The organism is Alloiococcus otitis ATCC 51267, from assembly GCF_000315445.1.
Taxonomy (GTDB): Bacteria; Bacillota; Bacilli; order Lactobacillales; family Carnobacteriaceae_A; genus Alloiococcus; species Alloiococcus otitis.
The window spans coordinates 350,288-373,483 of record NZ_JH992957.1; the positions used below are offsets into that span (position 1 = coordinate 350,288).

Genomic DNA, 23,196 nt, shown 5'->3' on the forward strand with positions numbered 1-23,196 from the left:
TCTTTGGGTTGGGCCAGGTCAAATACCTGGCCTTATGCCCTTACATAGTCATTTATTCAGCAAGAAAAAAGGAAGTGAGATTCGTGGATGGCCTCTTAGCCTTGTGGAAAGAAAGAGGAATGACTAGCCATGATTGTGTCTATAAAGTGAGGAAGATACTGGCCACTAAGAAGGTTGGCCACTCTGGTACTCTAGACCCAGATGTCGATGGCGTTCTCCCCCTTGGAATTGGCAAGGGGACCAAGATGTTAGAATATATGGTAGAGTCTTCTAAGACCTACCAGGGGCAAGTGGAACTTGGTCAGTCAACCACAACCCAGGACGGGAGTGGAGACATCCTATCCCAGGCTCCAGTCACAGCTTCCGACTTAAATAAAGAACAAGTTGACCGTGTTCTCAATCGCTTTATAGGGGAGGTCAGTCAGGTCCCACCCATGTATTCCGCTGTTCGGGTCAAGGGACGTCGTTTATACGACTATGCCCGTAAGAATGAAGCCGTAGACCGGCCGGAGAGGAAGGTAGTTATTCAGGCTTTAGACCGGACTTCTGACTTAGCCTTTGACCCAATGAAGCAGACTGCTAGCTTTTCCTTTAGGGTGCTTTGCAGTAAGGGGACCTATGTCAGGACCTTGGCTGAAGATATTGCCCGAGAGTTGGGATATCCTGGTTATATGAGTGACTTGACCCGGCTAGGGAGCGGGGGTTTTACCAAAGAGGACTGCTTGACCCTCAACCAGCTAGAAGACCTGGTAAACCAGGGGCAAGTTGCTGACTGCTTAGAGCCCATCGAAAGAGCCCTTAGTCACTTGCCCTCCCAGCAGCTGTCAAGTGAAGAATGGTCCCGGGTAAAACATGGGGCTTTATTGAGCCGAGCTGACTATGCCCAGACCTATCCACTGGTTTTGTATTACCAAAACCAGGCGGTAGCTATTTACCAGGCTCATCCAGAAAAACCAGATCTTTTGAAACCTAAGAAAGTATTAAGGACAGAAATGTAGGTGTCGAATTGCAAGTTAAGAAAATACATCACCCTTACCAGCCAGCTGACCTTCACAGGGATGAGATCGTTTTGATATTAGGCTTTTTTGACGGTGTTCATAGAGGACATGCCAAAGTGATCAAAGAAGGGGTCCAACTAGCCCAAGACCAGGGCTTAACGAGCGTGGTCATGACTTTCAACCGTCATCCCTCCTTGGTTTACCAAAAATATGATCCCAGCCGGCATGCCTACTTAACTACCCGTGAACGTAAGTTAGACTTGATCGAGCGACTTGGGGTGGACATTTTATATGAAATGGATTTCACCTCTAGTTTGGGAGCCTTGACACCGGAAGAATTTGTCCAAGACTATATGGTAGACTGGCATGCTAAATATGTGGTAGCCGGTTTTGACTATACTTATGGCAAGAAAGACATTGCCAATATGGAAAGACTGCCTAAACTGGCACAAGGCCGTTTTGAGGTCAAGACTGTCCAGATGTATTCCGATGACCAAGGCAAAATTTCCTCGACTAGGATTCGGCAATTGATTGCAAACGGCCAGGTCAAAGCAGCCAACCAGCTTCTGGGTTACTATTATGAAACAAGCGGGTATGTCATCCATGGCGAAGCCAGGGGACGGGACTTGGGTTATCCAACAGCCAATATTGAACCCCATCCCCAAGTCTTTCTGCCCGGAGTCGGTATCTATACCGTGGCTATCCAAGTCAATGGCCAGTGGTACGGCGGCATGGCTTCTATTGGCTACAATGTAACCTTTGGCTTTCGCAACAACCAGTCTATTGAGGTAAATATTTTTGATTTTGACCAAATGATCTACGGGGAAAATGTTAGAATTAAGTGGTTGGACTACCTTCGTTCAGAAGAAAAATTCGACTCTAGCCAGGACTTGATTGACCAGCTGGGTAAAGACCAAAAGGACTCGGAAAAGAGACTAGCAGACCTAGACCCTGACTGCTTATATTAAGGGCTTTTTTGCTAAATAATTGGAACATTATTGTTGACAGCTAGCCGGTCTTTTATTAAAATAAGAATTGAAGTTAGCACTCGGGTCTTGTGAGTGCTAATTTTAATGATAAGTATTAACCAAGTTAAACCGAAGCTTGTTTAGGGGAACTTGGTGGACTGTTTTGCTGAAAGGATGAGTAACATGCTAACAGCAAGACAAATTTCAATTTTAGAAAATATTATCCATTTTTTTGCCAATACGGGTGAGGCAGTTGGCTCCCAAACCATTGCCCAGCAAACCGATATTGAAGCCAGTCCGGCGACCATCCGCAATGAGATGAAGTTGTTAGAGGAGAAAGGTTTTATTCAAAAAAACCACCTGTCTTCGGGCCGGGTACCTTCCATGCAGGGCTACCGTTTTTACCTAGACCATATTATGCAACCGGAACAGCCACCTCAGGACTCCATTGCCCGGATTGCCCAGGAGTTGTCCAAGCAGTTTCAGGAATTGGATGACATTGTCAACCAGTCAGCCCAGATTTTGTCAGACTTGACCAACTATACAGCCATTGTCTTAGGCCCTAAAGCCCTAGAATCCCGGCTGACAGATCTCAAACTGGTTAAGGTCAATGCTAACCAGGTCATGGCAATTGTGGAAACAGACGGGCAAACCATTAAGAGTAGCGTTTTCCGGGTGGGGGGCCGAGTCAGTCGTAGCCTCATTGACCGGCTGTCTGACTTACTCAAGCAAGAGCTACAAGGCCTTCTCCTTAGCCAGGTTCATGACAAGCTAGACCGGGAGATTCCCTTTCTTGTTCGTCGCTCACTAGGGGATATATCCAGCCTACTCAGCCCGGTTATTAACAGTATTGAACAAGCCGACCAAAACCAAGTCCACATATCTGGTAAGAACAAGTTGTTCAACTTTACCGAGGATTTAGGGATTGACCAAATCAAGGGCTTGTTTGACTTGTTTGAAGACCATGAACATGACTTAAGCCGCTTGGTCAACTTAGCTGACCAGGGGGTTAACATCCGGATTGGTGAGGAATTAAATGATGAGCGTTTTAATAACCTGAGCCTGATCACGGTTGATTATTCAGTTGGTAATATTGGGTCAGGCCTGATTGCCATCCTTGGCCCAACCAATATGCCTTATTCCAAGACACTTGGCGTGATTGAAGGTTTTAAAATTGAGCTCGTTGAAGCGCTCTTGAATTATTATATCCATTAGAAAAGAGGGGTTTTCTTGAGTCATGAAGAAGAAAATGTGAACCAAGAAGAATCTGTTGCCTCCAGTGAGGACAAAACAGAAGACCAAAATCAAGACGAAGGACTAGACCAAGACTCAGACCTAGCTAGTTCCGACCAAGGTCAAGATGAGGGCCTAGACAGCCGTATAGAAGAATTAGAGGCTGAAAAGGAAGATTTGGAAGAAAAAGTTCTTCGTCTCCAGGCCGAAATCCAAAACTTGCAAAGACGGCATGCCAAAAACCGGGAAGAGCTCCAACGCTTTCGAGCTCAAGATTTGGCCAAGGATGTTTTGCCATCCATCGATAACTTAGAAAGGGCCTTGCAAATTGAAGTTCAAGATGAATCGGGCCAAAACCTGAAAAAAGGTTTAGAAATGGTCAAGGACAGTCTCTTGCAGGCCTTGGCTAACAACCAGATTGAAGTGATCGATCCAACCGGAGAGGACTTTGACCCCAACTTCCATGAAGCCTATGCCCAAGTGCCTGGCCAAGAGGGTCAAGAAAGTAATCAAGTAGCTGAAGTCTTTGAAAAAGGCTACAAGCTTCATGACCGGGTCTTGAGACCTGCTAAAGTTACCGTTGTTGAATAAATGGGCTAACTTTTAAAATACCTTGTATCCATTTCACTAAATTAAAATTTGTACGAAGGAGATTGATAATATGGCTAAAATTATTGGTATCGACTTAGGGACAACTAACTCTGCTGTTGCTGTTTTAGAAGGTGGCGAACCCACCATTATCCCAAACAAAGAAGGGAACCGAACCACCCCTTCTGTAGTTTCCTTTAAAGATGGGGAAATTCAAGTGGGAGAAGTTGCCAAACGTCAGGCGATTACCAACCCAAACACTGTCATGTCGGTTAAACGTTACATGGGTGAAGATCGCAAGATAGAAGCTGAAGGGAAGGAATACACCCCTCAAGAAATTTCTGCTTATATCTTGCAACACTTAAAATCTTACGCTGAAGACTACCTTGGTGAAAAAGTCACTAATGCGGTTATTACTGTTCCAGCTTACTTCAACGACTCCCAAAGACAGGCTACCAAAGATGCTGGTAAAATTGCCGGCTTGGAAGTGGACCGTATTGTCAACGAACCGACTGCTGCTTCCTTGGCTTACGGCCTCGAAAAACAAGACTCAGAAGAAAACATCTTGGTCTTTGACTTGGGTGGGGGAACCTTTGACGTTTCCATCCTTGAGTTAGGTGATGGCGTTTTTGACGTCCTCTCGACTGCTGGGGACAACCAGTTAGGTGGGGACGATTTTGATAACAAAATCATCGACTACCTGGTCGAAAACTTCAAAAAAGAAAACGGCATTGACTTGTCAACTGACAAGATGGCTCGTCAACGCTTGAAAGATGCGGCGGAAAAAGCCAAAAAAGACTTATCCAGCACCAGCCAAACTCAAATTAGCCTACCTTTCATTACAGCAGGGGATAACGGCCCACTCCACTTGGAACAATCCCTAACACGGGCTAAGTTTGATGAATTGACCTTGGACTTGGTCAACCGGACTAAAGAACCAGTCCGTAAAGCATTGTCAGATGCAGGTATCGACAAAAATGAAATTGACCAAGTTGTCCTAGTAGGTGGGTCTACCCGTATCCCAGCTGTTGTCGATGTGGTCAAAACTGAAACTGGTAAAGAACCGAACCGGTCAGTCAACCCTGATGAAGTGGTTGCCTTAGGTGCTGCCATCCAAGGTGGGGTTATCTCTGGTGATGTGAAAGATGTTGTCCTTCTTGACGTTACCCCACTTTCACTTGGGATTGAAACCATGGGCGGTGTCTTCACAACCTTAATTGAACGGAACACCACCATCCCAACCAGCAAGTCCCAAGTCTTCTCCACTGCAGCCGACAACCAGCCAGCTGTTGACATCCACGTCTTGCAAGGTGAGCGACCAATGGCCAAAGATAACAAAACTCTTGGCCGTTTCCAATTGACTGATATCCCTGCAGCCCCACGTGGTGTCCCTCAAATTGAAGTCTCCTTTGACATTGACAAAAACGGTATTGTCAAAGTTTCCGCTAAGGACCAAGGAACTGGTAAAGAACAAAACATTACCATAAAATCTTCTTCTGGTCTTTCCGATGAAGATATCGACCGTATGGTGAAAGATGCGGAAGAAAATGCCGAAGCCGACAAAAAACGTCGGGAAGAAGTGGACCTCCGTAATGAAGCCGACCAACTTGTCTTCCAAGTTGACAAAACATTAGATGACCTTGAAGGCAAAGTCGACGAGTCTGAAGCCCAAAAGGCGAAAGACGCTAAAGAAGAACTGAAATCAGCCCTTGAAGGCGATGACCTTGATGCTATTAAAGAAAAACGCGATGCATTAAGTGAAATTGTCCAAGACCTAACTGTTAAGCTTTATGAGCAAGCCCAACAACAGCAACAAGCTTCCGGCCAAGATGACCAAGCTGGGTCTGATGATTCCGGCTCAGACGACGATGACGTGGTCGATGCTGATTTTGAAGAAGTTGACGACGACTAATTGCATCTAACTTGACATCAGGAAAAAGCCAAGACAGAGTGCTTGGCTTTTTCTATGATACTTACTTTATAGTATTGGAGGAAAACTATGCCAGAAAAAGAAGACTTGTATGACATTCTAGGTGTCTCCAAAGATGCATCCCAGGCAGACATCAAAAAGGCCTACCGGAAACTCTCTAAAAAATATCACCCCGACATTAATGATGAACCTGGTGCGGAAGAAAAATTCAAACAGGTCTCTGAAGCCTATGAAACCCTAAGCGATGAAGACAAGCGGGCTGCCTATGACCGTTATGGCCATGCTGCTAATGATCCGAACTTCAGTGGTGGCTCAGCAGGCGGTGGCTTTTCTGGAAGCTCTAGCTTCGGCGGCTTTGAAGATATCTTCGACCAGTTCTTCGGTGGTGGCGGAAACAGAAGACGGGACCCTTCTGCCCCCCGACCTGGTGATGACCTGCAGTATGTCATGGACTTGGACTTTGAAGAAGCCATTTTTGGCAAGGAGACCACTATTAAATATAACCGCCAGGAAGAATGTGACAACTGTGGCGGGACCGGTGCCAAGCCAGGGACCAGTCCCCAAACCTGCTCACGGTGTGGGGGGTCTGGTAGTATTCAAGCAGAACGGAACACTCCTTTTGGCCGGATGATGACCCAGCAAACCTGTCCCAACTGTAACGGAACAGGTCAAGAAATCAAGGAAAAATGCTCAGTGTGCCACGGCAAAGGATCGACTAAAAAACGTCACAGTGTCAAGGTGACAGTTCCTGCTGGTGTGGAAGACGGCCACCAAATGCGGTTGCAGAACCAAGGTTCTGCTGGTAAAAACCGTGGTCCTTATGGTGACTTGTTTATCGTCTTCCGGGTCAAACCGTCCGATATCTTTGACCGGCGCGGTTCTGAAATCTACTACAACCAAGAAATCAATATTGTCCAGGCCAGCTTAGGAGATGAAATCCAAGTTCCAACTGTCCACGGTAAGGTCAAGTTCAAAATCCCAGCCGGTACCCAACCTAACACCACCTTCCGGATCAAAGGCAAGGGGGCACCCAAGCTTCACGGCAACAGCAACGGTGACCAGCACATCACAGTCAAGGTTGTCGTGCCGAAAAAATTAAATGAACGCCAGTCCGAATTGCTGAAAGAATTTGCCCAAGAAGGCGATATTGGCCAGGTCAAAGAGCAAGACAAGCAGGAAGGTTCTTTCTTCTCAAAGTTTAAAGATGCTTTTAAAGATAAAGATTAAACCCATGACCCCTCAAGTGGAAGCTAACTTGGGGGGCTTTGTCTGTCTTGCTTGGGAAAAACCAATAATTGTAATCCCGGTTTAAGATTGATATAATTGTAAAGACTGATGTCTAGAAAAGGGGAATGACATGGACAAAGACCAAGCGCGAAAACGTCAAAAAAACATCCGTAACTTTTCCATTATTGCCCATATCGACCATGGGAAATCCACTCTGGCTGACCGGATTCTACAAGTCACTGAAACGGTTGCTGAAAGAGAAATGCAAGACCAGCTCCTGGATTCAATGGACTTGGAGAGGGAACGTGGCATTACCATTAAATTAAACACAGTGGAGTTGAAATACCAGGCCAAGGACGATCAAGAATACACCTTCCACCTCATTGACACACCTGGCCACGTCGACTTTACCTATGAAGTTTCCCGGAGTCTGGCAGCTTGTGAAGGGGCAATTTTGGTCGTCGATGCTGCCCAAGGGGTGGAGGCCCAAACCCTGGCCAATGTTTACTTGGCCTTGGACAATGACTTAGAGATCTTACCTGTAATTAATAAAATTGACCTCCCGGCTGCTGACCCAGACCGAGTTGGACAAGAAATTGAAGATATTATTGGTTTAGACTCAAGCCAGGCCGTTCGCGCCAGTGCCAAGTCAGGGATTGGAATTGAAGAAATCCTAGAAAAAATAGTGACAGACCTGCCAGCCCCAAGTGGCGATATTGACAACCCCCTTAAGGCTATGATCTTTGATTCCATTTATGATTCCTACCGGGGCGTTGTCTTGAGCGTTCGAATCGTAGAAGGTAGCGTAAAAAAAGGCGACCGAATTAAATTAATGAACAGTGGCAAGACTTATGAGGTGTCTGAACTGGGGATTTTCTCCCCCAAACCCATTGAAAGAGATTATTTAATGGTAGGCGATGTTGGCTATATCACGGCCAATATCAAGTCAGTCCGGGATGCCCGGGTTGGGGATACCATTACCTTGGAAGACAGACCGACTGACCAAGCCTTGCCAGGTTACCGCCAGATGAATCCAATGGTTTACTGCGGGATGTACCCGACCGATTCAAGTGATTACGAAGACTTGCGGGAGGCCTTAGAGCGCCTCCAGTTAAATGATTCATCTCTTCAATTTGAAGCAGAAACCTCCCAGGCCCTTGGATTTGGCTTCCGCTGTGGCTTCTTAGGCATGCTCCACATGGATGTTATCCAGGAACGCTTGGAGCGGGAGTTTGACCTAGACTTGATCACAACAGCTCCGTCAGTTATCTACCATGTCAATAAAACAGACGGCCAGCAAGTGGAAGTTTCTAACCCATCTGAGATGCCCGATGCTGGCGAAGTTGAATCCATTGAAGAGCCCTACGTGAAAGCCACTATTACTGTGCCAAATGACTATGTAGGACCTGTCATGGAGATCTGCCAGCGCAAAAGGGGAGACTTTATCACCATGGAATACCTGGACGATATCCGGGTCAATGTGATTTATTCTATTCCCTTGTCTGAGATAGTTTTTGACTTCTTTGACAGGCTCAAGTCCATGACCAAGGGTTATGCTTCCCTGGACTATGAAGAAGACGGCTACAAGGTCAGTGACTTGGTTAAAATGGATATCTTGATCCACGGCGACCCGGTCGATGCCTTGAGCTTTATCGTACACAAGGACTTTTCCTATGAACGGGGTCGGGCTATAGCAGACCAGTTGAAAGCCAAAATTCCCCGCCAACAATTTGAAATCCCCATTCAAGCTGCAGTGGGCAACAATGTTATTGCCCGGTCCACTGTCAAGGCCTACCGTAAGGATGTCACCGCCAAGTTATATGGTGGGGACGTGACCCGGCGGCAAAAACTCTTGAAAAAACAAAAAGAAGGTAAAAAACGGATGAAAAGTGTGGGGAATGTTGACATCCCCCAAGAAGCCTTTATGGCCGTTTTGGACTTGGATGAAGACTAGCCCAGCTTTCCCTTAACTTTTAATGCTGAACAAGACTAGCCCTAGCAAGCCCGCTTGCCCCAATCTTTGGATAAAAGAAGGTTGGGGAGAAGCCTTGCTAGGGTTTTGGTCTTGCGGGGGACTTATGTGGCTTTTCACTTTTGACTCTTTATTTTTGACCTTTGTGGTCTTACACTAAGGTGGCCGACTTGATTTTTACAATCCATCTCCTGTAAAGAAAGGATACAGGCTCTTAAAAACTAACAGCAAAAGATTTAGCTTAGTTTGTTTGCTGTTTAAATAGGTTAGGAAAAGCAAACCCCATTTTATTTACCAAGTAAAAGTGACCTCAGCCTTGGCATGAGGTCACTTTTTAAAATTATTTTACTTGGATTGACTCACGATTTGATAGTAAGTCCGTGAAGTTAGCCAGTAGATGAAGCCATAAACCAGGCTAAAGAAGACGATAACCAGCAGGTAGCTAGTGATAAATTGCCCCCAATCTCGAACATTAATCAGGCCTAAGATATTAAAGATAATAGTGGAAGAGACAGCCATATGGGTGATCGCAACCAACAAGGGGAGGAGAAATAACCATATAATTTGTTTGTTAATGGCTTTTTTAATAGTTTGCTGACCTAAGCCAACAGCCTGCATAATTTGGTAATTATCCCTGTCCTGTTGGCCCTCTGAGATTTGCTTGAAGTAGATTATAAGGAAGACCCCTACTAAAAGAACTACACTGACGAGGATTCCCAAGAAAAGGGCCCCACCGTTAACAGCATAAATGATCTGACTTGCTCCAAAACGACTGGTAATGTCAACACCATACCTAGCTTGTAAGTTAGCTAGGCTTTCTTCTATGCCTGCTTGGTCAGCTTGGTCACTTTGCCCGTCAATATTGGCGTGCTGGCCCACTACAAGGGGAAGGGGTTCTTGGTCATCTCCGGCATAACTAGGGTAGGCTTGACTTGCTGCTTCAAAGGATAAATTGGGCGGGAGGACAATCTGCATAAAGTCAATGGCAATATTGCCCATTCCATGATCGGGGAGGGGGACGACTTCATAGCTTTGGCCTGCGAAGATTACCTGGTCAAATTGATTCCAACGCTCAGCATTAGATACCAGGCCAATTTGCTGGTTATTGACCTGGATATTTTCATCGAAGGCTGCATTAAAATCTTCTTGTCTAAATATATTGGCTTGCCCTGCATTTTGGGGAGAGCTCTTATCTATATCGAGGGGTCGAAATTCTCTGCCCTTTAGTTCGAAAAAAATCTGACTAGAACAATAAGTCCGAACAGATTCAATTGCTAGCTCTTGGTCTAAGTCCGCTACAATATTGTCCACTATACCATTAAAGTCTTTTTGGTCTTGGTTATCAAAATTATAATAGGAGACGTGATAGTCAGCTTCTAGGGCCTGGTCAACCTGGTCTTCCATTCCCCGGTAGGCAGTGAGGGTCATACCAAGCATAATCATTAAGCCAGTACATAAAATACTAATACTGGTTAAGCTAATGGCACTAGCCTTCATCCGGTAAAGCATCCCAGATAGAGATAGGAAGTTTTCTGCCTTATAGTAATAAGAATCATTATTCTTTAAGCCTTTTAGGATAAAAATACTTAAAGAGCCTAGTAAGAAGTAAGAGCCTACAATGACTAGCAGGACAGCAACAAAAATACGGTAGAGAGACTGGACTAAGCCAGCACTAGTCATGGCCAAATAATAACCGAAGCCAACCATTATAAGGCCTACAATAAGGGCTAAGAAGTTGTTGTTGGGCTCTTTTCCACTAGTCTTGGCTGCTTGAATCAGTTGAATGGGATTGGCTACTTGGACTTTAAAGTGGTGGATGCCATAGACAGTTAAAAAGATAAGGCCTGTAATGATAATGACAGCTAGCATGGCGGTTAAATCAAAAGGATAGTTCATGTATTGGAAACCAGTGTCTTGCATTAAGCGGTTGAGGAAGATGAAAACCAAATGACCAAAGAGGTAACCACCCGGGATAGCTAAGACTAAGGTCAGTAGCCATTGAATGAGCAATTCTTGCCGGGTCATCTTTTGAATATGCTTCTTGCTCATACCTAAAACACTGAATAAGCCTATCTCTTTATGCCGCTGTTTGTAGATAAAGAGACTGGCATAAATGATAAATATGGCAGTAAATATTGTGGTTAGGACCCCGGCCATAACCATAAGGGTCTGCAAGACTTCATGGCGGCGGATAACATAATCGTTGTTGACTAAGGAAATGATCAAATAGAGTAAACCGGATAAGATAGCCGAAGATAGGACAAAGGGGACTAGGGTTTGACGGTGGGCTTTCAAATTTTGCCAGCTAAGCTGTCGCAATATTTTATTTTTCATTTTATTCACCCCGACTATTGACGACTGCTAAAGAGTCAGCAATTCGGTCTTGGAAGGTCTGCAAGCCTTGATTTGACCGGTAAATTTCATGGTAAACAATCCCGTCTTTGATGAAGAGGACTCGCTTAGCATAAGCAGCTGACCGAAGCGAGTGGGTCACCATTAAGATGGTTTGGCCGGCACCATTAATCTTTTGGAAGAGCTCCATAATCACTTGTGATGACTTTGAATCCAAGGCTCCTGTCGGCTCATCGGCTAGAATTAAATCGGGCTGGCTGATCAAGGCACGTCCAATGGCTACCCGTTGTTTCTGACCACCTGAAATTTGGTAGGGATACTTGTCTAGCAGGTTAGTAATGCCGAGCGATGGGACTAGAGCTTTGAGTTTATTTTTCATATCTTTAGGCCGGGTATTGGATAAGACCAGGGGCAGGAGGATATTATCTTGGTTACTTAAGCTATCTAAGAGGTTAAAATCTTGGAAAACAAAGCCTAAGCGTTCGCGCCGGAATTGAGCTAGTTGACTTTCATTAAACTGACTGGTATCTAGGTTATTAATTAGGACTTGACCTTCAGTGGCCTGGTCCAGGGTGGCTATAATATTTAATAAGGTAGACTTGCCCGACCCGGATTCCCCCATGATAGCAACAAATTCTCCTTCTTTGACACCAAATTGGATGGACTTTAGGGCTTGGGTTTGGTACGACTGGCTACCATAAACTTTCTTCAAATGATTAACTTGCAGTAGCATTTTGACTCCTTCTTTCTAACTTTGATAAGTTTATGATAACTACTTCCAGTCTTTTCAGCCTTCATCTAATCTAACAGTAAGCTGACAAAACTGTAAGTTTAGAAATTGGCTTGGGGCTGGTCTGGGAATTCGATCTGAAAGCGACTGCCTTGGCCTATGTTTGACTCAACTTGAATGGGGTGGTTGAGCCGGCGACTAATGCTTTGGACAATAAAGAGGCCCAGGCCAGTTGACTTTTGGTTCAATTTGCCATTAAAGCCGGAATAACCCTTGTCAAATATTTTAGGCAAGTCTACTTCACTGATCCCCACCCCCCTATCTTCAATAAAGAGACTTTTGTCTTCAAAATAAATATGGACGGAAGTGCCTGCCGCATATTTCAAAGCGTTGTTCAAGACTTGCTCAATCATTAATTGAGACCAATTGGCATCGGTGATCACCTTCTTTAATATAGGTTGGTAAATTAATTTTGTTTTCGTCTGGATAAATTGACTGGAGTACTTTCTTAGCAATGGCTTCATAAGGTCATCCAGACTAACACAGGCAATATTTAAGTCTGTTTCAGGCTTGTTTAATTTTAGGAAACTCATGGCTAATTGGCTATAATTTTCTATTTTTAAAAGGAGGGGGTCCAACTCTCTTAACTTTTGATCTCTTGCTAGGAGTTTGGCTGCTGTTAGGGGTGTTTTGATTTGGTGGATCCACAAAATGAAATAGTCTTCTAGCTTTTGATAGTCTTGAGATTGAATGTTTTTTAACTGCTTGTAGGCTTGGTCTAGCTCTTGGTAAGCCTTTTTTAGTTTTTCCTCCTTTTGATACTGACTATATTTGACCCCGAAAAGGACTAGGCTTAGGAATATGATTAAGCTAGTGGCTAGCAAAAAGCCGTAAATGGGTAGGTTTAGGAGCCAGTAAACGAGTCCAAAAACCAGTATACTAAGAGTTAAGATACTTAATGATAAACTTTCTCGCTTTAGGAAAGATCCCATTAGCCCTCCTCCTTAATTCGGTAGCCCACATTTTTCTTGGTTTGGATAAAAGACTCTGCCCCCAATTTCTTTAATTTTTTGCGCAAGCGGGATATGTTGACAGAAAGGGTATTTTCATCAATGTAGTCATCTCCTTGCCAGCAAGCTTCCATCAGAGATTCCCGACTAAGGTAGTTGGGATGGTTTTGAAAGAGCTGGTACAAGATCACTAATTCGGTCTTGGTTAAATCCACCTTACTACTCTTGCTTTCAAGTTGACTCTTTCCTAAATTTAAGCTAATCCCATGCAAGATTACTTGGGTTGACTGGTTTATTTGAAAATCATAGGTCCGTCTCAAAAGCGCTTGTATTTTAGTGATAAGAAGGGGGATATCAAAAGGCTTAACGACAAAGTCATCAGCTCCCATTTGCATAGCCATGATTTGGTCCATGTTATCACTGCGGGAACTGATAAAGATAATGGGGACTTTGGAGCTTTGACGAATTTCCTGACACCAATAATAACCATTATAACTGGGGAGATTGATATCCAACAGGACTAAATGGGGGTTGATCTGGTCAAATTCTTGCTTAATATCAGTGAAATTTTGACAAGTAAAAATTTCATAGCCCCAAGATAAGATTTGCTTGGCCAAAAGTCTGCGGATAACTTGATCATCCTCAACGATCATAATTCTCATACTTGAACCTCCTCTATAGTCTTCCCAATTATAGCACGCTTTATGTCTTGGCTATTATAACTTTTTGACTCAAAGTCCTATGTTCTAGCCCTGGTCTTGCTTTTCCTGCCGAGAAAATTACTTGCTAGTACCAACAAATAGTAAAATCAGATTTTAACTGCTGATTTATGCTATTTTAAAAGGAATAATTTTGTTGCTATATACAATCACTTGCAAAATCAGCTGACTCCCCCTTGGCTTGGTTGTATTTAAAAGGGTATGTTATCATAATAAGGAAGAGATGGGCTTTCTTGCAGGACTAGTTTTTACTTGACTGAAACTATAGCTAGTCTGCAAGAGGCTAACTAGGAGGTAAAGCAATGGATGAAAAAGTCCAACAATTACAAGCTATGATCGATTCATCTGACCGTATTGTCTTCTTCGGTGGGGCAGGGGTGTCAACCGCCAGTGGCATCCCAGACTTCCGGTCTTCTGAGGGCTTATACATGCAGGAGTTAAACTACAGTGTGCCGGCTGAAGAAATTATTTCAGACCGTTTTTTTGCCAACCACCCCAAGGAATTTTTTGACTTTTATTTTAAGAACTTGGTCTTTGAAGGTGCCCAGCCCAACTATGCCCACACCTATATTGCTGACTTAGAGAAGAGGGGCAAGTCGGTGGCTGTGGTGACCCAAAACATTGATGGCCTTCACGAAAAAGCAGGTAGCCAGGAGGTTTACAAGTTGCACGGGTCAACCCTAGATAATTACTGCCTGGACTGCCAGCAGTATTATGCCTATTCAGACCTCCAGCTAGACCAGGAGGGGGTACCCCGTTGCCCCAAAGACGGGGCTATTGTCCGACCTGACATTGTCTTATATGGCGAACAACTCGATTTATCTACCCTCCAAGCAGCCATCTACCAAATTTCCCAGGCTGACTTATTAGTCATACTCGGGACCTCACTGGTGGTTTATCCAGCAGCTGGCTTGGTGGACTACTTCCAAGGTGACAAGCTAGCTGTAGTTAATAAAACAACCATCCATCCTAGACGGACAGATGGTTTAATCATCCAAGAAGATATTAACAAGGTCTTCAAACAGTTGACCTAACTGGGTCTTTGTTAGTCTGCTATCTTTAAGGAGCTTGGGATCCAGGTTTTTGGTACCAGTCTAAGGGGTCCATCCATTCAATATGGCGGATGTCATCCAGCTGGCACTTGCTTTTTTGGCCAGCTTGGTTGACTAGGTAAATAAAGTTATCCTTATAGCCCTTTACCAGATAGGGGAGGCTAGGGTAGTGGCGGTCCCTTTGGATGGTGTTGGCCTGGATCCGAACCGGTTTTTGGTCGATAAAGGCTTCATATAAATATTGACTGATTTCTGGCAAGTCTTGCTGGTCATAAATTTTTTGACTAGCTAAGGACTTGTCAGTTTTTTTGACTTGCTGGAGGGCTTCGGTGTGGTCTGACAGCATCATCCCCATCCATTTCAACTTGCCCCGGTCCTGGTAGCCCAGTTCATCTGGGGTGTAGTAGACCTTGCCATCGTCGTGGTGGGCCATCTTCCTTCCTCCTTTCAAACTTGGTCCTTATTTGAATAGCCGGTAAGCTAGTGACCTTCACTTTCTGTTTTTTTGGGGTTGTCACCTGCCCGGTGGCCACCGACTAAGCTGTCCCGGTAGATAGCCATGCTACCGTCTAGCAGGCTATTGGCTGGCAGGATAGCGGTATTGCCAAAGCGACTTTTAATATGGTCAATGACGGCCATTTTCTTCTCCTCCCGGACTTGGTCCTGATTATCTTCAAATAAGCTGAGTTGGACCCCTTGCTTGGGAGCAATCTGGCCGAAAGTGACATTGACCACCCGGACTGGTTGGTAGTCATAATACTGGTCAAAAATATGGACTAGGTAGTCTTGTAATTTTTTGGACGAATCGGTCGCCTCGATGGTGACCTGGTGGCTAAAGCCGGCTGCCAAGATGTCTCTGGAATAGCCAATCGTCAGCTTAACCAAGCCTGCTGTTTGTTGGTGCTTGCGCAGGCGCATGGTGTTTTCTTCCCCCATTTCTCGGATGACTACTTTAATCTCATAGGGGTCGGTATAGTCTTTTTGTAAAATTTGATTTCGGGAGTAAGAAGAAGACTGGGGTGTGTAGTGGTCGGAAAGCTGGGTCCGGTCAATCCCGTGAGCATGGAAGAAGAGTTGCTGGCCGATAATACCGAACCGGTCTTTGAGCTTGGCCAGGTCTGCCTGGGCCAGGTCGTAGACAGTCTCAATCCCCAACTTATTGAGCTTGGCCTTGGTCCGAGACCCAATGCCCCAAAAGTCAGCCAAGTCCTCAATTTTCCAGACAGTATGAGGGACGTCTTGGTAGCGCCAGTGGGCAATATAGTGGCTAATAGCCTTCTTCTTAGCCTGGTGGTCCAAGGCCAGTTTGGCTAAAAGGGGGTTGTCACCAATCCCGACGGTGACTACCAAACCCATCTCTTGCCAAATCTTATCCTGGAGGGTTCGGGCAATTTGGTAAGTCGTCCCGAAAAGGCGGTGGGAGTGGCTAACATTTAAAAAGGATTCATCGATACTGTAGGGGTGGAGGTCTTGGTCGCTAACAAACTGGCGAAAGATGTTTAGGATCTCTAGGTTTTTCTTGAGGTAGAGGGCCATCCTCGGCTCGACAATTTGAATATCTGCCTCTTGGGGGATATCAAAAACCCGGGTGCCTGTTTTGACCCCATATTCTGCCTTGATTAGGGGGGAGGAGGCTAAAACGAGGCCCCCTTGCCGGTTGGGCCGGCTGACTACGCAGATCCGGGCATCTAGTGGGTTCAGATTTCGTTCCACCGCCTCTACGCTAGCAAAAAAACTCTTAACATCAATGCATAGGATGTCCTGCCGGGGCTCATTATCATAGTTCATATGAATTTCTTCTTGTTTTCTATACATAAAGACCACCTAAAGGGAACTAACGTTTGCTTAATTCGTATTATAGGAACATACGTTCGAATAGTCAAGTCTTTCATCTCCTTATAGGACTCCCTTGGGATATGTGGTAAAATAAGACCTAACACTGATGCTTTTATAGGAGGTTACTTTGTGAAGCAAGATTTAGCAGCATATATTGGTCATGGGTTGCGTGATTTGAACCCCTTTTTCCAGTGGAAGGTCCAAAACAATTCCAACCGGCAAACAGTGGAAGTTTTGGTTAGCTTCCGCATTGATTTAGAGGATAAAGCCCCGGGAATCCAAGATCAATTTGGGACCACCCTTAATACCAATTACCTACAGTTTGAAGATGTTATTGCCTTTTATGACCCCATCCAATCGGACATCCAGCCTGGCAATTACTTACGGGCCATTCCCTTTGACAACACTTTGGGCATAGACCGGGGTCAGGTGGATGTGACCTTGAAACATTTGAACCGAGTCCTGTCAGCTGGGAAAACAGACCTACAAGACTTTGTCCAAGACAGCCAGCGCCATGACTTTAATTTGAACTGGGACCAGCACAACTTAGACCAGGCTCTTGAGACAGCTAAAAGTCTCGACCGCTTCGGCCAGGACAAGTTATTTATGGACTTTGAAAAACATGAATCACTCATTAAGACATTTACTGAAGGGAAGCAAAATGACGGAGTGGAACGAATTTAGCGTATGGATTAACCGTGAGGCAGCCGATGCCGTTTCCAATATTTTGTTGGATCTAGGGTCATCTGGCCTGTCCATCAATGACCGCCAAGACTTTGCCAACCTACCCGAGTATGGTTTTGACGGCTTGTGGGCCTTAGATGAGTCCAAATTTCCCGAAGGCCAGGTAGTCATCAAGGGCTACTTCCACCAAGAAGACCGACTAGACCGCCTCAAGCAAGAGATAAAAGACCGGGTGGACAAACTGAAGGACTTTGACTTAGAGGTGGAAAACTATCAGGTGCACTACGCTCAGGTCAATGATGAAGACTGGGCGGATACCTGGAAAAAATACTACCACCCGGTGGCAATCAGCCACTTTATAACCATTGTTCCCAAGTGGGAAGACTACCAAGCCCAAGATGGCCGGGAGATCACCATTAGCTTGGATCCGGGTCTAGCATTTGGAACAGGAACCCACCAGACCACCCAACTCTCCCTCCAGCTCTTGGAACAATGTGTCCGCAAAGGGCAAACAGTGGTGGACGTTGGAACGGGGTCTGGGGTCTTAAGCATTGCCAGTGCCTATATGCAAGCCGGCCAGGTCTATGCCTATGACCTGGATGATATTGCAGTTGCTTCAGCTAAAAGTAATATTGCCCTTAACGGTTTCCAGAACACTATTTCAGTTCAAGCTGGCGACCTCCTCCAAGGAGTTGACTTAGAAGCTGATCTGGTGGTAGCTAATATCCTAGCTGAGATCATTGGACCCTTAATCCCCCAAGCCATGCGGGTATTAAAAGAGAATGGGAAATTTATTTCCTCCGGCATCATCAAAGAGAAGAAAGACCACATCATCCAATGCCTAGAGGCGGGGGGCTTTGTTGTCGACCAAGTCAACCAGATGGACGACTGGGTAGCTATTTTAGCCCGCAAACCCTTTGCTGACCCAGGCCAGGATGATTAAAAAGGAGAGATCAAGATGGCAGAAAACTTAGCAGCAATCATCGACCACACCTTACTAAAACCAGAAGCTAGTGAAGCAGATATTCAAAAACTTTGCTTAGAAGCCAAGGACCACCAGTTTAAATCCGTTTGCATTAACCCAGCATGGGTAAAGTATGCCAGCGACTTATTGGCTAACACAGGTGTTGCCGTTTGTACCGTGGTGGGCTTTCCCCTAGGGGCTAACACAAGCCAAATTAAGGTCCAAGAAGCCCAAGCAGCTATCAAAGATGGAGCCAGCGAAATCGACATGGTTCTTAATATAGGCCGGTTAAAAAGCGAAGACTTTGCCTATGTCTACGATGACATAGCAGGTGTGGTCAAGGCTTGTCAGGGTCAGGCCTTGGTTAAGGTGATCATAGAAGCTTGCTTGTTGGACAAAAACGAAAAGGTCCGAGCCTGCGAAATTGCCAAACGAGCTGGGGCAGACTTTGTTAAGACCTCAACTGGCTTCTCCATCGGTGGAGCGACCGTGGAGGATGTCAAGCTTATGCGAGCCACTGTGGGACCCGACATGGGGGTCAAAGCCTCTGGGGGTATCCGGAGCTTAGAGGATGCCCAAGATATGGTCCAAGCTGGAGCAAGCCGGCTGGGTGCTTCCAGCGGGGTTGAAATTATCAGCCAATCTTAGTTGGAATGTCCTTATTTTATTGAAAAGGGACCTAAAAAAAATTATAATAATAGTTACTACAAGGACTGTGACCAGGGTCATGGTCCTTATTCTTTAATGGATTGCTAGAATTAATTAGAAGGTGTTAGAAATGGCTGTGCAAAAAAATTACTCCCCCCAAGAAGTCTTTGCCCTCTGCTTAACCTATATGACCAGTGACCATGTTGCCTTTGTCAAACGTGCCTATGACGTAGCAGAAGAAGCCCACCGAGGTCAGATGAGAAAGTCCCAAGAAGAATACATTACCCACCCAGTCCAAGTTGCTGCCATCCTAGCCGAAATCAAGATGGACCCGGTGACCGTAGCAACCGGCTTTTTGCACGATGTCATTGAAGATACCCTATATAGCTATGATGATATCGCCGAAATGTTTAATCCCAAGGTAGCTGACCTGGTAGACGGGGTCAGCAAGCTGGGTAAGTTTAAGTTCAAGTCCAAAGAAGAACACCAGGCCGAAAACCACCGGAAAATGCTCCTGGCCATGGCCAAGGATGTCCGGGTAGTCTTAGTCAAGTTAGCAGACCGTCTGCATAATATGCGGACCTTGAAATACCACCGGCCCGAAAAGCAAAGGGAAATTGCCAGGGAAACCTTAGAAATCTATGCCCCCTTGGCTGACCGTTTGGGGATTAGCCGGATCAAGTGGGAGTTAGAAGATACCGCTCTCCGCTATATTAACCCCCAGCAATACTATCGGATTGTCCACTTAATGAAGTCCCGGCGTGAGGATCGGGAACGCTACATTGAAAATGCCCAAGAATTGATCCAAGAATCAGTGGATGACTTGGACATTGAAGCCAATATTACCGGCCGGCCCAAACACATCTACTCCATTTACCGGAAGATGAAAAACCAAAAGAAACAATTTGGGGAAATCTACGATCTCTTAGCCATCCGGGTTATCGTCCCTTCAATTAAGGACTGTTATGCCGTCCTTGGGGCCATCCATACCCGGTGGAAACCAATGCCTGGCCGGTTTAAAGACTATATCGCCATGCCTAAAGCCAATATGTACCAGTCCCTCCACACCACCGTCCTTGGACCAGATGCCACCCCACTAGAAGTCCAAATTAGGACCCAGCAAATGCACGAGGTGGCTGAATACGGGGTGGCTGCTCACTGGGCTTACAAGGAAGGTAAGACCCAGAAGGTAAAGGAAGATTCTGACAACAAGCAATTGTCTTGGTTCAGAGATATTATTGAGCTTCAAACGGAATCTAACAATGCCAGTGACTTTATGGATTCCATCAAAGAAGATATCTTCCAAGACAAGGTCTATGTCTTTAGTCCAAAAGGCGATGTTATGGAACTGCCTAAGAATTCTTCTACCCTAGACTTTGCCTACCATGTCCACACCGAAGTAGGGAACAAGTCAACCGGTGCCAAGGTGAATGGCAAGATTGTCCCTCTCAACTACAAATTAAAAAATGGGGATATTGTGGAAATGCTGACTTCTTCAAATTCCTTTGGTCCTAGCCGGGACTGGCTCAACTATGTCAACACATCCAAGGCCAGAAACCGGATCAAACGTTTCTTCAAGACCCAGCAAAGAGAAGAAAATATTGAACTCGGCCGAGACTTGCTAGAGAAGGCCATCAGCAAGCATGACTTTGACCCGGCTGACTTTATGACCAAGGACAACTTAAGTAAGTTAGCTGAACGATATAACTACACCAATGAAGAAGACCTGTTAGCAGCCATTGGTTACAATGAATTGAAAGAAGCTACCGTCGCCCTTCGCTTGACCCAAGAGGCAAGGAAAGAAAGGGAGGAGGAAGAACAGAAGCTGGCTGTGGACTCCAATGAAGTAGAGATGTCCAAAGAGCCAGAAAAAATGAAGATCCGGCACGAAGATGGGGTGGTCATCGAAGGAGCGGACAACCTCCTCATCCGCCTCAGTAAGTGCTGTAACCCTGTACCGGGTGATGATATTGTAGGCTACATCACCCGTGGTCGAGGAGTTTCCATCCACCGCAAGGACTGCCCAAATATCCAGCAAGGCGAAACTGAGACCAGTCGCCTGATTGAAGTGGAATGGGAAGATGCCAAGGTTGAGGATAAAATCTACAATGCCCAATTGCAGATTACCGGCTACAACCGTAACGGCTTGATCAATGATATTTTAAATGTCGCTAATGCCAATTCCATCCAGTTACGTAATGTAGTGGGCCGGGTCAATGCTGAAGATATCGCCACCGTCAAGTTGGTGATCGGAATCCAAAACTTAGCCGATTTGAAAGTTATTGTCAGCAAGGTGAAAAAGGTACCCGATGTCTACGCTGTCAAACGGGTAACCAATTAAAGAGAAGTCAGGAGGATTTGATGCGAGTTCTTATTCAAAGAGTGTCTAAAGCCAGTGTCCGGATCCAAGAAGAGGTTATCGGTAAAATTGACCAAGGCTTTTTAGTCTTGGTCGGTGTGGAAGATGAAGATGGGCCAGAAGATGTGGACTACCTGGTTCGCAAGGTGAGCCAAATGCGGATTTTTGAAGATGAAGCAGGGAAGCTCAACCTGTCCATTGACCAGGTGGGCGGGAGCATTTTATCTATTTCCCAATTTACCCTCCATGCCAATACTAAAAAGGGCAACCGGCCCAGCTTTGTCCGGGCAGGCCAACCAGACCATGCCGAAAAACTCTACCAAGAATTTAACCAAAAATTAAAAGACCAAGGTCTCCCAGTTGAGACTGGCCAGTTTGGGGCAGATATGGCGGTCAGTTTAGTCAATGACGGCCCCGTCACCATCTGGCTGGATAGTAAGAACAAAGAATATTAAACACCATGAAAGACCAGCTGGCTCAAAACCAGCTGGTCTTTAGTATATAATTTATTCAAAATAGTCTAAGAGTCCCTGGTAGATGGCTTCCGCAACATCCTCTTGGTATTGGCTGGTTGGGATAATTTCCAAGTCCCTGTCATGGTCCATATAGCCTAGTTCAAGAAGGACGGCCGGTCTTGGATTGTTTCGCAAGACAAAATAGTCAGCCGTCCGGACCCCATTGTTGGGTAGGCTAGCTTGGTCAGCTAGGCTAGCACTAATGGATTCAGCTAGGCCTTGGTCACTTGGGGCATGATAATAAGTGGTGGTCCCACTCATAGAGTTGGGGGTCCCAGTTGCATCAAAGTGGAGGCTGACAAAGACATCAGCATATTCCTGGATCGATTGGTCAACCCGATCTTCAAGGGGTATAAATTCATCTTCTGACCGGGTTAAAATGACATCGGCTCCGGCAGAAGCCAGGCGTTCTTGTAATTTAAAGGCGGTGGCCAAGGCCAGGTCTTTCTCGTAGGTGTCCCCAGAAACAGCACCTGGATCCTTGCCTCCGTGGCCAGCATCTAAGACAATGGTAGCTTGAGAGATGGGAATATTGTTATCAATACCAACTTGACTAGCTTGACCCTCCTGACTTGAGCCTGCCTCCTCTGCTAAAAAGTCGGCAATATAGCCCACCCTATCCTCACTGTATTGGACCTTGTACCAACCTTCCTGGCTATCAAGGTAGGGATAGGTCTGGTAGGCTGGGGCTGTCCCAATTTTTTCTGATTGGCTAGAAGGTTCAGCCCGGACATTGGCATCCACATCGTTGACTTGAACCAGTCTTTGACCTTCTCCTTCTTGGTCTTCATCTTGGTCTTGAAAGTCAAGATAGTAGCTAGACAGCCAGGCCACTTGGTCGTCAAAGACAATCTGGGACCAGTTGCCTTCTTGGTGGACAACACTGACATGGTCCCCTTTTTCCACCTGGCCTAAGATGTCACCATCTGTTGAAGCCTGACTTCTGACATTGACCGTTTCCCCGGTTACAGTAGCAGGGACTTGGGCTTCAGAAGTAAGACTAGCCTGGTGGACCAACCAGCTGGCTACCCAACCCACTTGGTCACCGTCTAAGGAAACCTTGAGCCATTCATCTTCTTGGTCAATAACTTGCAAACGGTCATTAACTTCAGCTTGGTCAATAATATCATGGGACATGCCAGGGCCCTGGCGGATATTTAAAGTCTGACTGTCGACAATAACAGTATTTTCCTGGGCCATAGCCACAAGTGAAGCAAAACTCAAGCATAAAATAAAAATAAGGATAATTAAAAAGGTTCGTTTTTTTGGTAATCGTTTTCGCAATTCAGAGGGAAGTTGGGTCATCTTGGCACCCTTCCTTTAGGATATTCATTGCCTAATTATAGCAAGCCGGAAGAGAATCTACAATAAAGAGAAATAATTGATAGGAGAATGTAAACCGACCTTATCT

At 45.5% G+C, this 23,196-nt stretch carries 20 protein-coding genes; 13 read left to right on the top strand and 7 right to left on the bottom strand.

Annotated features, from left to right (window positions below):
• Positions 1-83 precede the first annotated feature (83 nt).
• The 7 genes from truB to lepA all read left to right on the top strand — a co-directional run bounded on the left by truB (position 84) and on the right by lepA (position 8,898).
• Positions 84-998 carry a tRNA pseudouridine(55) synthase TruB gene (truB, locus tag HMPREF9698_RS01675; RefSeq protein ID WP_003776668.1) on the top strand — a complete coding sequence of 305 codons (915 nt, stop codon included), beginning with the start codon at positions 84-86 and terminating at the stop codon, positions 996-998.
• 8 nt (positions 999-1,006) lie between these two features.
• The gene (gene ribF, locus HMPREF9698_RS01680) at positions 1,007-1,966 is read left to right on the top strand and encodes a riboflavin biosynthesis protein RibF (protein ID WP_003776670.1); all 960 of its coding nucleotides are present in this window, start codon (positions 1,007-1,009) and stop codon (positions 1,964-1,966) included.
• A gap of 183 nt (positions 1,967-2,149) precedes the next feature.
• A complete protein-coding gene (hrcA, locus tag HMPREF9698_RS01685) occupies positions 2,150-3,181 on the top strand; it encodes a heat-inducible transcriptional repressor HrcA (RefSeq protein WP_003776672.1) in 1,032 nt (343 codons plus the stop codon).
• Between the two features lie 15 nt (positions 3,182-3,196).
• Positions 3,197-3,790 carry a nucleotide exchange factor GrpE gene (gene grpE / locus HMPREF9698_RS01690; protein ID WP_003776674.1) on the top strand — a complete coding sequence of 198 codons (594 nt, stop codon included), beginning with the start codon at positions 3,197-3,199 and terminating at the stop codon, positions 3,788-3,790.
• Between the two features lie 70 nt (positions 3,791-3,860).
• Positions 3,861-5,699: a molecular chaperone DnaK gene (gene dnaK, locus HMPREF9698_RS01695; RefSeq protein WP_003776675.1), complete on the top strand. Its 1,839-nt coding sequence runs from the start codon at positions 3,861-3,863 to the stop codon at positions 5,697-5,699.
• Between the two features lie 87 nt (positions 5,700-5,786).
• Positions 5,787-6,944: a molecular chaperone DnaJ gene (dnaJ, locus tag HMPREF9698_RS01700; RefSeq protein WP_003776677.1), complete on the top strand. Its 1,158-nt coding sequence runs from the start codon at positions 5,787-5,789 to the stop codon at positions 6,942-6,944.
• 130 nt (positions 6,945-7,074) lie between these two features.
• Positions 7,075-8,898, top strand: a complete 1,824-nt coding sequence (lepA, locus tag HMPREF9698_RS01705; protein WP_003776679.1) for a translation elongation factor 4 — start codon at positions 7,075-7,077, stop codon at positions 8,896-8,898.
• Positions 8,899-9,261: 363 nt separating this feature from the next.
• Here lepA and HMPREF9698_RS01710 read toward each other — a convergent pair whose 3' ends face one another.
• The 4 genes from HMPREF9698_RS01710 to HMPREF9698_RS01725 form a co-directional block, all read right to left on the bottom strand.
• Complete coding sequence (locus HMPREF9698_RS01710; protein WP_003776681.1) at positions 9,262-11,250, bottom strand: ABC transporter permease; 1,989 nt, start codon at positions 11,248-11,250, stop codon at positions 9,262-9,264.
• 1 nt (position 11,251) lies between these two features.
• Positions 11,252-12,001 carry an ABC transporter ATP-binding protein gene (locus HMPREF9698_RS01715; RefSeq protein ID WP_003776683.1) on the bottom strand — a complete coding sequence of 250 codons (750 nt, stop codon included), beginning with the start codon at positions 11,999-12,001 and terminating at the stop codon, positions 11,252-11,254.
• A gap of 98 nt (positions 12,002-12,099) precedes the next feature.
• The gene (locus HMPREF9698_RS01720) at positions 12,100-12,990 is read right to left on the bottom strand and encodes a sensor histidine kinase (RefSeq protein WP_003776685.1); all 891 of its coding nucleotides are present in this window, start codon (positions 12,988-12,990) and stop codon (positions 12,100-12,102) included.
• Positions 12,990-13,670 carry a response regulator transcription factor gene (locus HMPREF9698_RS01725; RefSeq protein ID WP_003776687.1) on the bottom strand — a complete coding sequence of 227 codons (681 nt, stop codon included), beginning with the start codon at positions 13,668-13,670 and terminating at the stop codon, positions 12,990-12,992. The genes HMPREF9698_RS01720 and HMPREF9698_RS01725 overlap by 1 nt, the downstream gene beginning before the upstream one ends.
• A gap of 359 nt (positions 13,671-14,029) precedes the next feature.
• Between HMPREF9698_RS01725 and HMPREF9698_RS01730 the strand changes: the two genes are divergently transcribed.
• Positions 14,030-14,761, top strand: a complete 732-nt coding sequence (locus tag HMPREF9698_RS01730; RefSeq protein ID WP_003776689.1) for an NAD-dependent protein deacylase — start codon at positions 14,030-14,032, stop codon at positions 14,759-14,761.
• 25 nt (positions 14,762-14,786) lie between these two features.
• Here HMPREF9698_RS01730 and HMPREF9698_RS08360 read toward each other — a convergent pair whose 3' ends face one another.
• Positions 14,787-15,212: a YolD-like family protein gene (locus HMPREF9698_RS08360; protein WP_003776690.1), complete on the bottom strand. Its 426-nt coding sequence runs from the start codon at positions 15,210-15,212 to the stop codon at positions 14,787-14,789.
• A gap of 47 nt (positions 15,213-15,259) precedes the next feature.
• Positions 15,260-16,594 (bottom strand): Y-family DNA polymerase, encoded by a 1,335-nt coding sequence (locus HMPREF9698_RS01740; RefSeq protein WP_003776692.1) that lies wholly within the window; start codon positions 16,592-16,594, stop codon positions 15,260-15,262.
• A 150-nt stretch (positions 16,595-16,744) separates the two neighbouring features.
• Between HMPREF9698_RS01740 and HMPREF9698_RS01745 the strand changes: the two genes are divergently transcribed.
• The 5 genes from HMPREF9698_RS01745 (at position 16,745) to dtd (ending at position 21,725) form a co-directional block, all read left to right on the top strand.
• On the top strand, positions 16,745-17,299 hold the full coding sequence (locus HMPREF9698_RS01745; protein ID WP_003776693.1) for a DUF3013 family protein: 555 nt from the start codon (positions 16,745-16,747) through the stop codon (positions 17,297-17,299).
• Entirely contained in the window at positions 17,277-18,242 is a 966-nt protein-coding gene (gene prmA / locus HMPREF9698_RS01750; protein ID WP_003776695.1) for a 50S ribosomal protein L11 methyltransferase, read from the top strand. Before HMPREF9698_RS01745 ends, prmA begins: the two co-directional genes overlap by 23 nt.
• Before the next feature lie 15 nt (positions 18,243-18,257).
• Positions 18,258-18,911 (top strand): deoxyribose-phosphate aldolase, encoded by a 654-nt coding sequence (gene deoC, locus HMPREF9698_RS01755; RefSeq protein ID WP_003776697.1) that lies wholly within the window; start codon positions 18,258-18,260, stop codon positions 18,909-18,911.
• Between the two features lie 130 nt (positions 18,912-19,041).
• Positions 19,042-21,252 (top strand): RelA/SpoT family protein, encoded by a 2,211-nt coding sequence (locus HMPREF9698_RS01760; RefSeq protein ID WP_003776699.1) that lies wholly within the window; start codon positions 19,042-19,044, stop codon positions 21,250-21,252.
• Between the two features lie 20 nt (positions 21,253-21,272).
• Complete coding sequence (dtd, locus tag HMPREF9698_RS01765; RefSeq protein WP_003776700.1) at positions 21,273-21,725, top strand: D-aminoacyl-tRNA deacylase; 453 nt, start codon at positions 21,273-21,275, stop codon at positions 21,723-21,725.
• Positions 21,726-21,776: 51 nt separating this feature from the next.
• Here the strand turns inward: dtd and HMPREF9698_RS01770 are convergent, their stop codons facing one another.
• On the bottom strand, positions 21,777-23,090 hold the full coding sequence (locus HMPREF9698_RS01770; protein ID WP_003776701.1) for an N-acetylmuramoyl-L-alanine amidase family protein: 1,314 nt from the start codon (positions 23,088-23,090) through the stop codon (positions 21,777-21,779).
• Positions 23,091-23,196: the final 106 nt, after the last annotated feature.

Excerpts from the sequence above, each read along its gene's own strand:
- HMPREF9698_RS01710 (WP_003776681.1), bottom strand. The coding sequence starts at position 11,250 with ATGAAAAATAAAATATTGCGACAGCTTAGCTGGCAAAATTTGAAAGCC.
- HMPREF9698_RS01760 (WP_003776699.1), top strand. The coding sequence starts at position 19,042 with ATGGCTGTGCAAAAAAATTACTCCCCCCAAGAAGTCTTTGCCCTCTGC.
- HMPREF9698_RS01720 (WP_003776685.1), bottom strand. The coding sequence starts at position 12,990 with ATGGGATCTTTCCTAAAGCGAGAAAGTTTATCATTAAGTATCTTAACT.
- lepA (WP_003776679.1), top strand. The coding sequence starts at position 7,075 with ATGGACAAAGACCAAGCGCGAAAACGTCAAAAAAACATCCGTAACTTT.
- dtd (WP_003776700.1), top strand. The coding sequence starts at position 21,273 with ATGCGAGTTCTTATTCAAAGAGTGTCTAAAGCCAGTGTCCGGATCCAA.
- dnaK (WP_003776675.1), top strand. The coding sequence starts at position 3,861 with ATGGCTAAAATTATTGGTATCGACTTAGGGACAACTAACTCTGCTGTT.
- hrcA (WP_003776672.1), top strand. The coding sequence starts at position 2,150 with ATGCTAACAGCAAGACAAATTTCAATTTTAGAAAATATTATCCATTTT.
- HMPREF9698_RS01740 (WP_003776692.1), bottom strand. The coding sequence starts at position 16,594 with ATGTATAGAAAACAAGAAGAAATTCATATGAACTATGATAATGAGCCC.
- HMPREF9698_RS01770 (WP_003776701.1), bottom strand. The coding sequence starts at position 23,090 with ATGACCCAACTTCCCTCTGAATTGCGAAAACGATTACCAAAAAAACGA.
- HMPREF9698_RS01715 (WP_003776683.1), bottom strand. The coding sequence starts at position 12,001 with ATGCTACTGCAAGTTAATCATTTGAAGAAAGTTTATGGTAGCCAGTCG.
- dnaJ (WP_003776677.1), top strand. The coding sequence starts at position 5,787 with ATGCCAGAAAAAGAAGACTTGTATGACATTCTAGGTGTCTCCAAAGAT.
- deoC (WP_003776697.1), top strand. The coding sequence starts at position 18,258 with ATGGCAGAAAACTTAGCAGCAATCATCGACCACACCTTACTAAAACCA.
- HMPREF9698_RS01725 (WP_003776687.1), bottom strand. The coding sequence starts at position 13,670 with ATGAGAATTATGATCGTTGAGGATGATCAAGTTATCCGCAGACTTTTG.
- prmA (WP_003776695.1), top strand. The coding sequence starts at position 17,277 with ATGACGGAGTGGAACGAATTTAGCGTATGGATTAACCGTGAGGCAGCC.
- HMPREF9698_RS01730 (WP_003776689.1), top strand. The coding sequence starts at position 14,030 with ATGGATGAAAAAGTCCAACAATTACAAGCTATGATCGATTCATCTGAC.
- HMPREF9698_RS08360 (WP_003776690.1), bottom strand. The coding sequence starts at position 15,212 with ATGGCCCACCACGACGATGGCAAGGTCTACTACACCCCAGATGAACTG.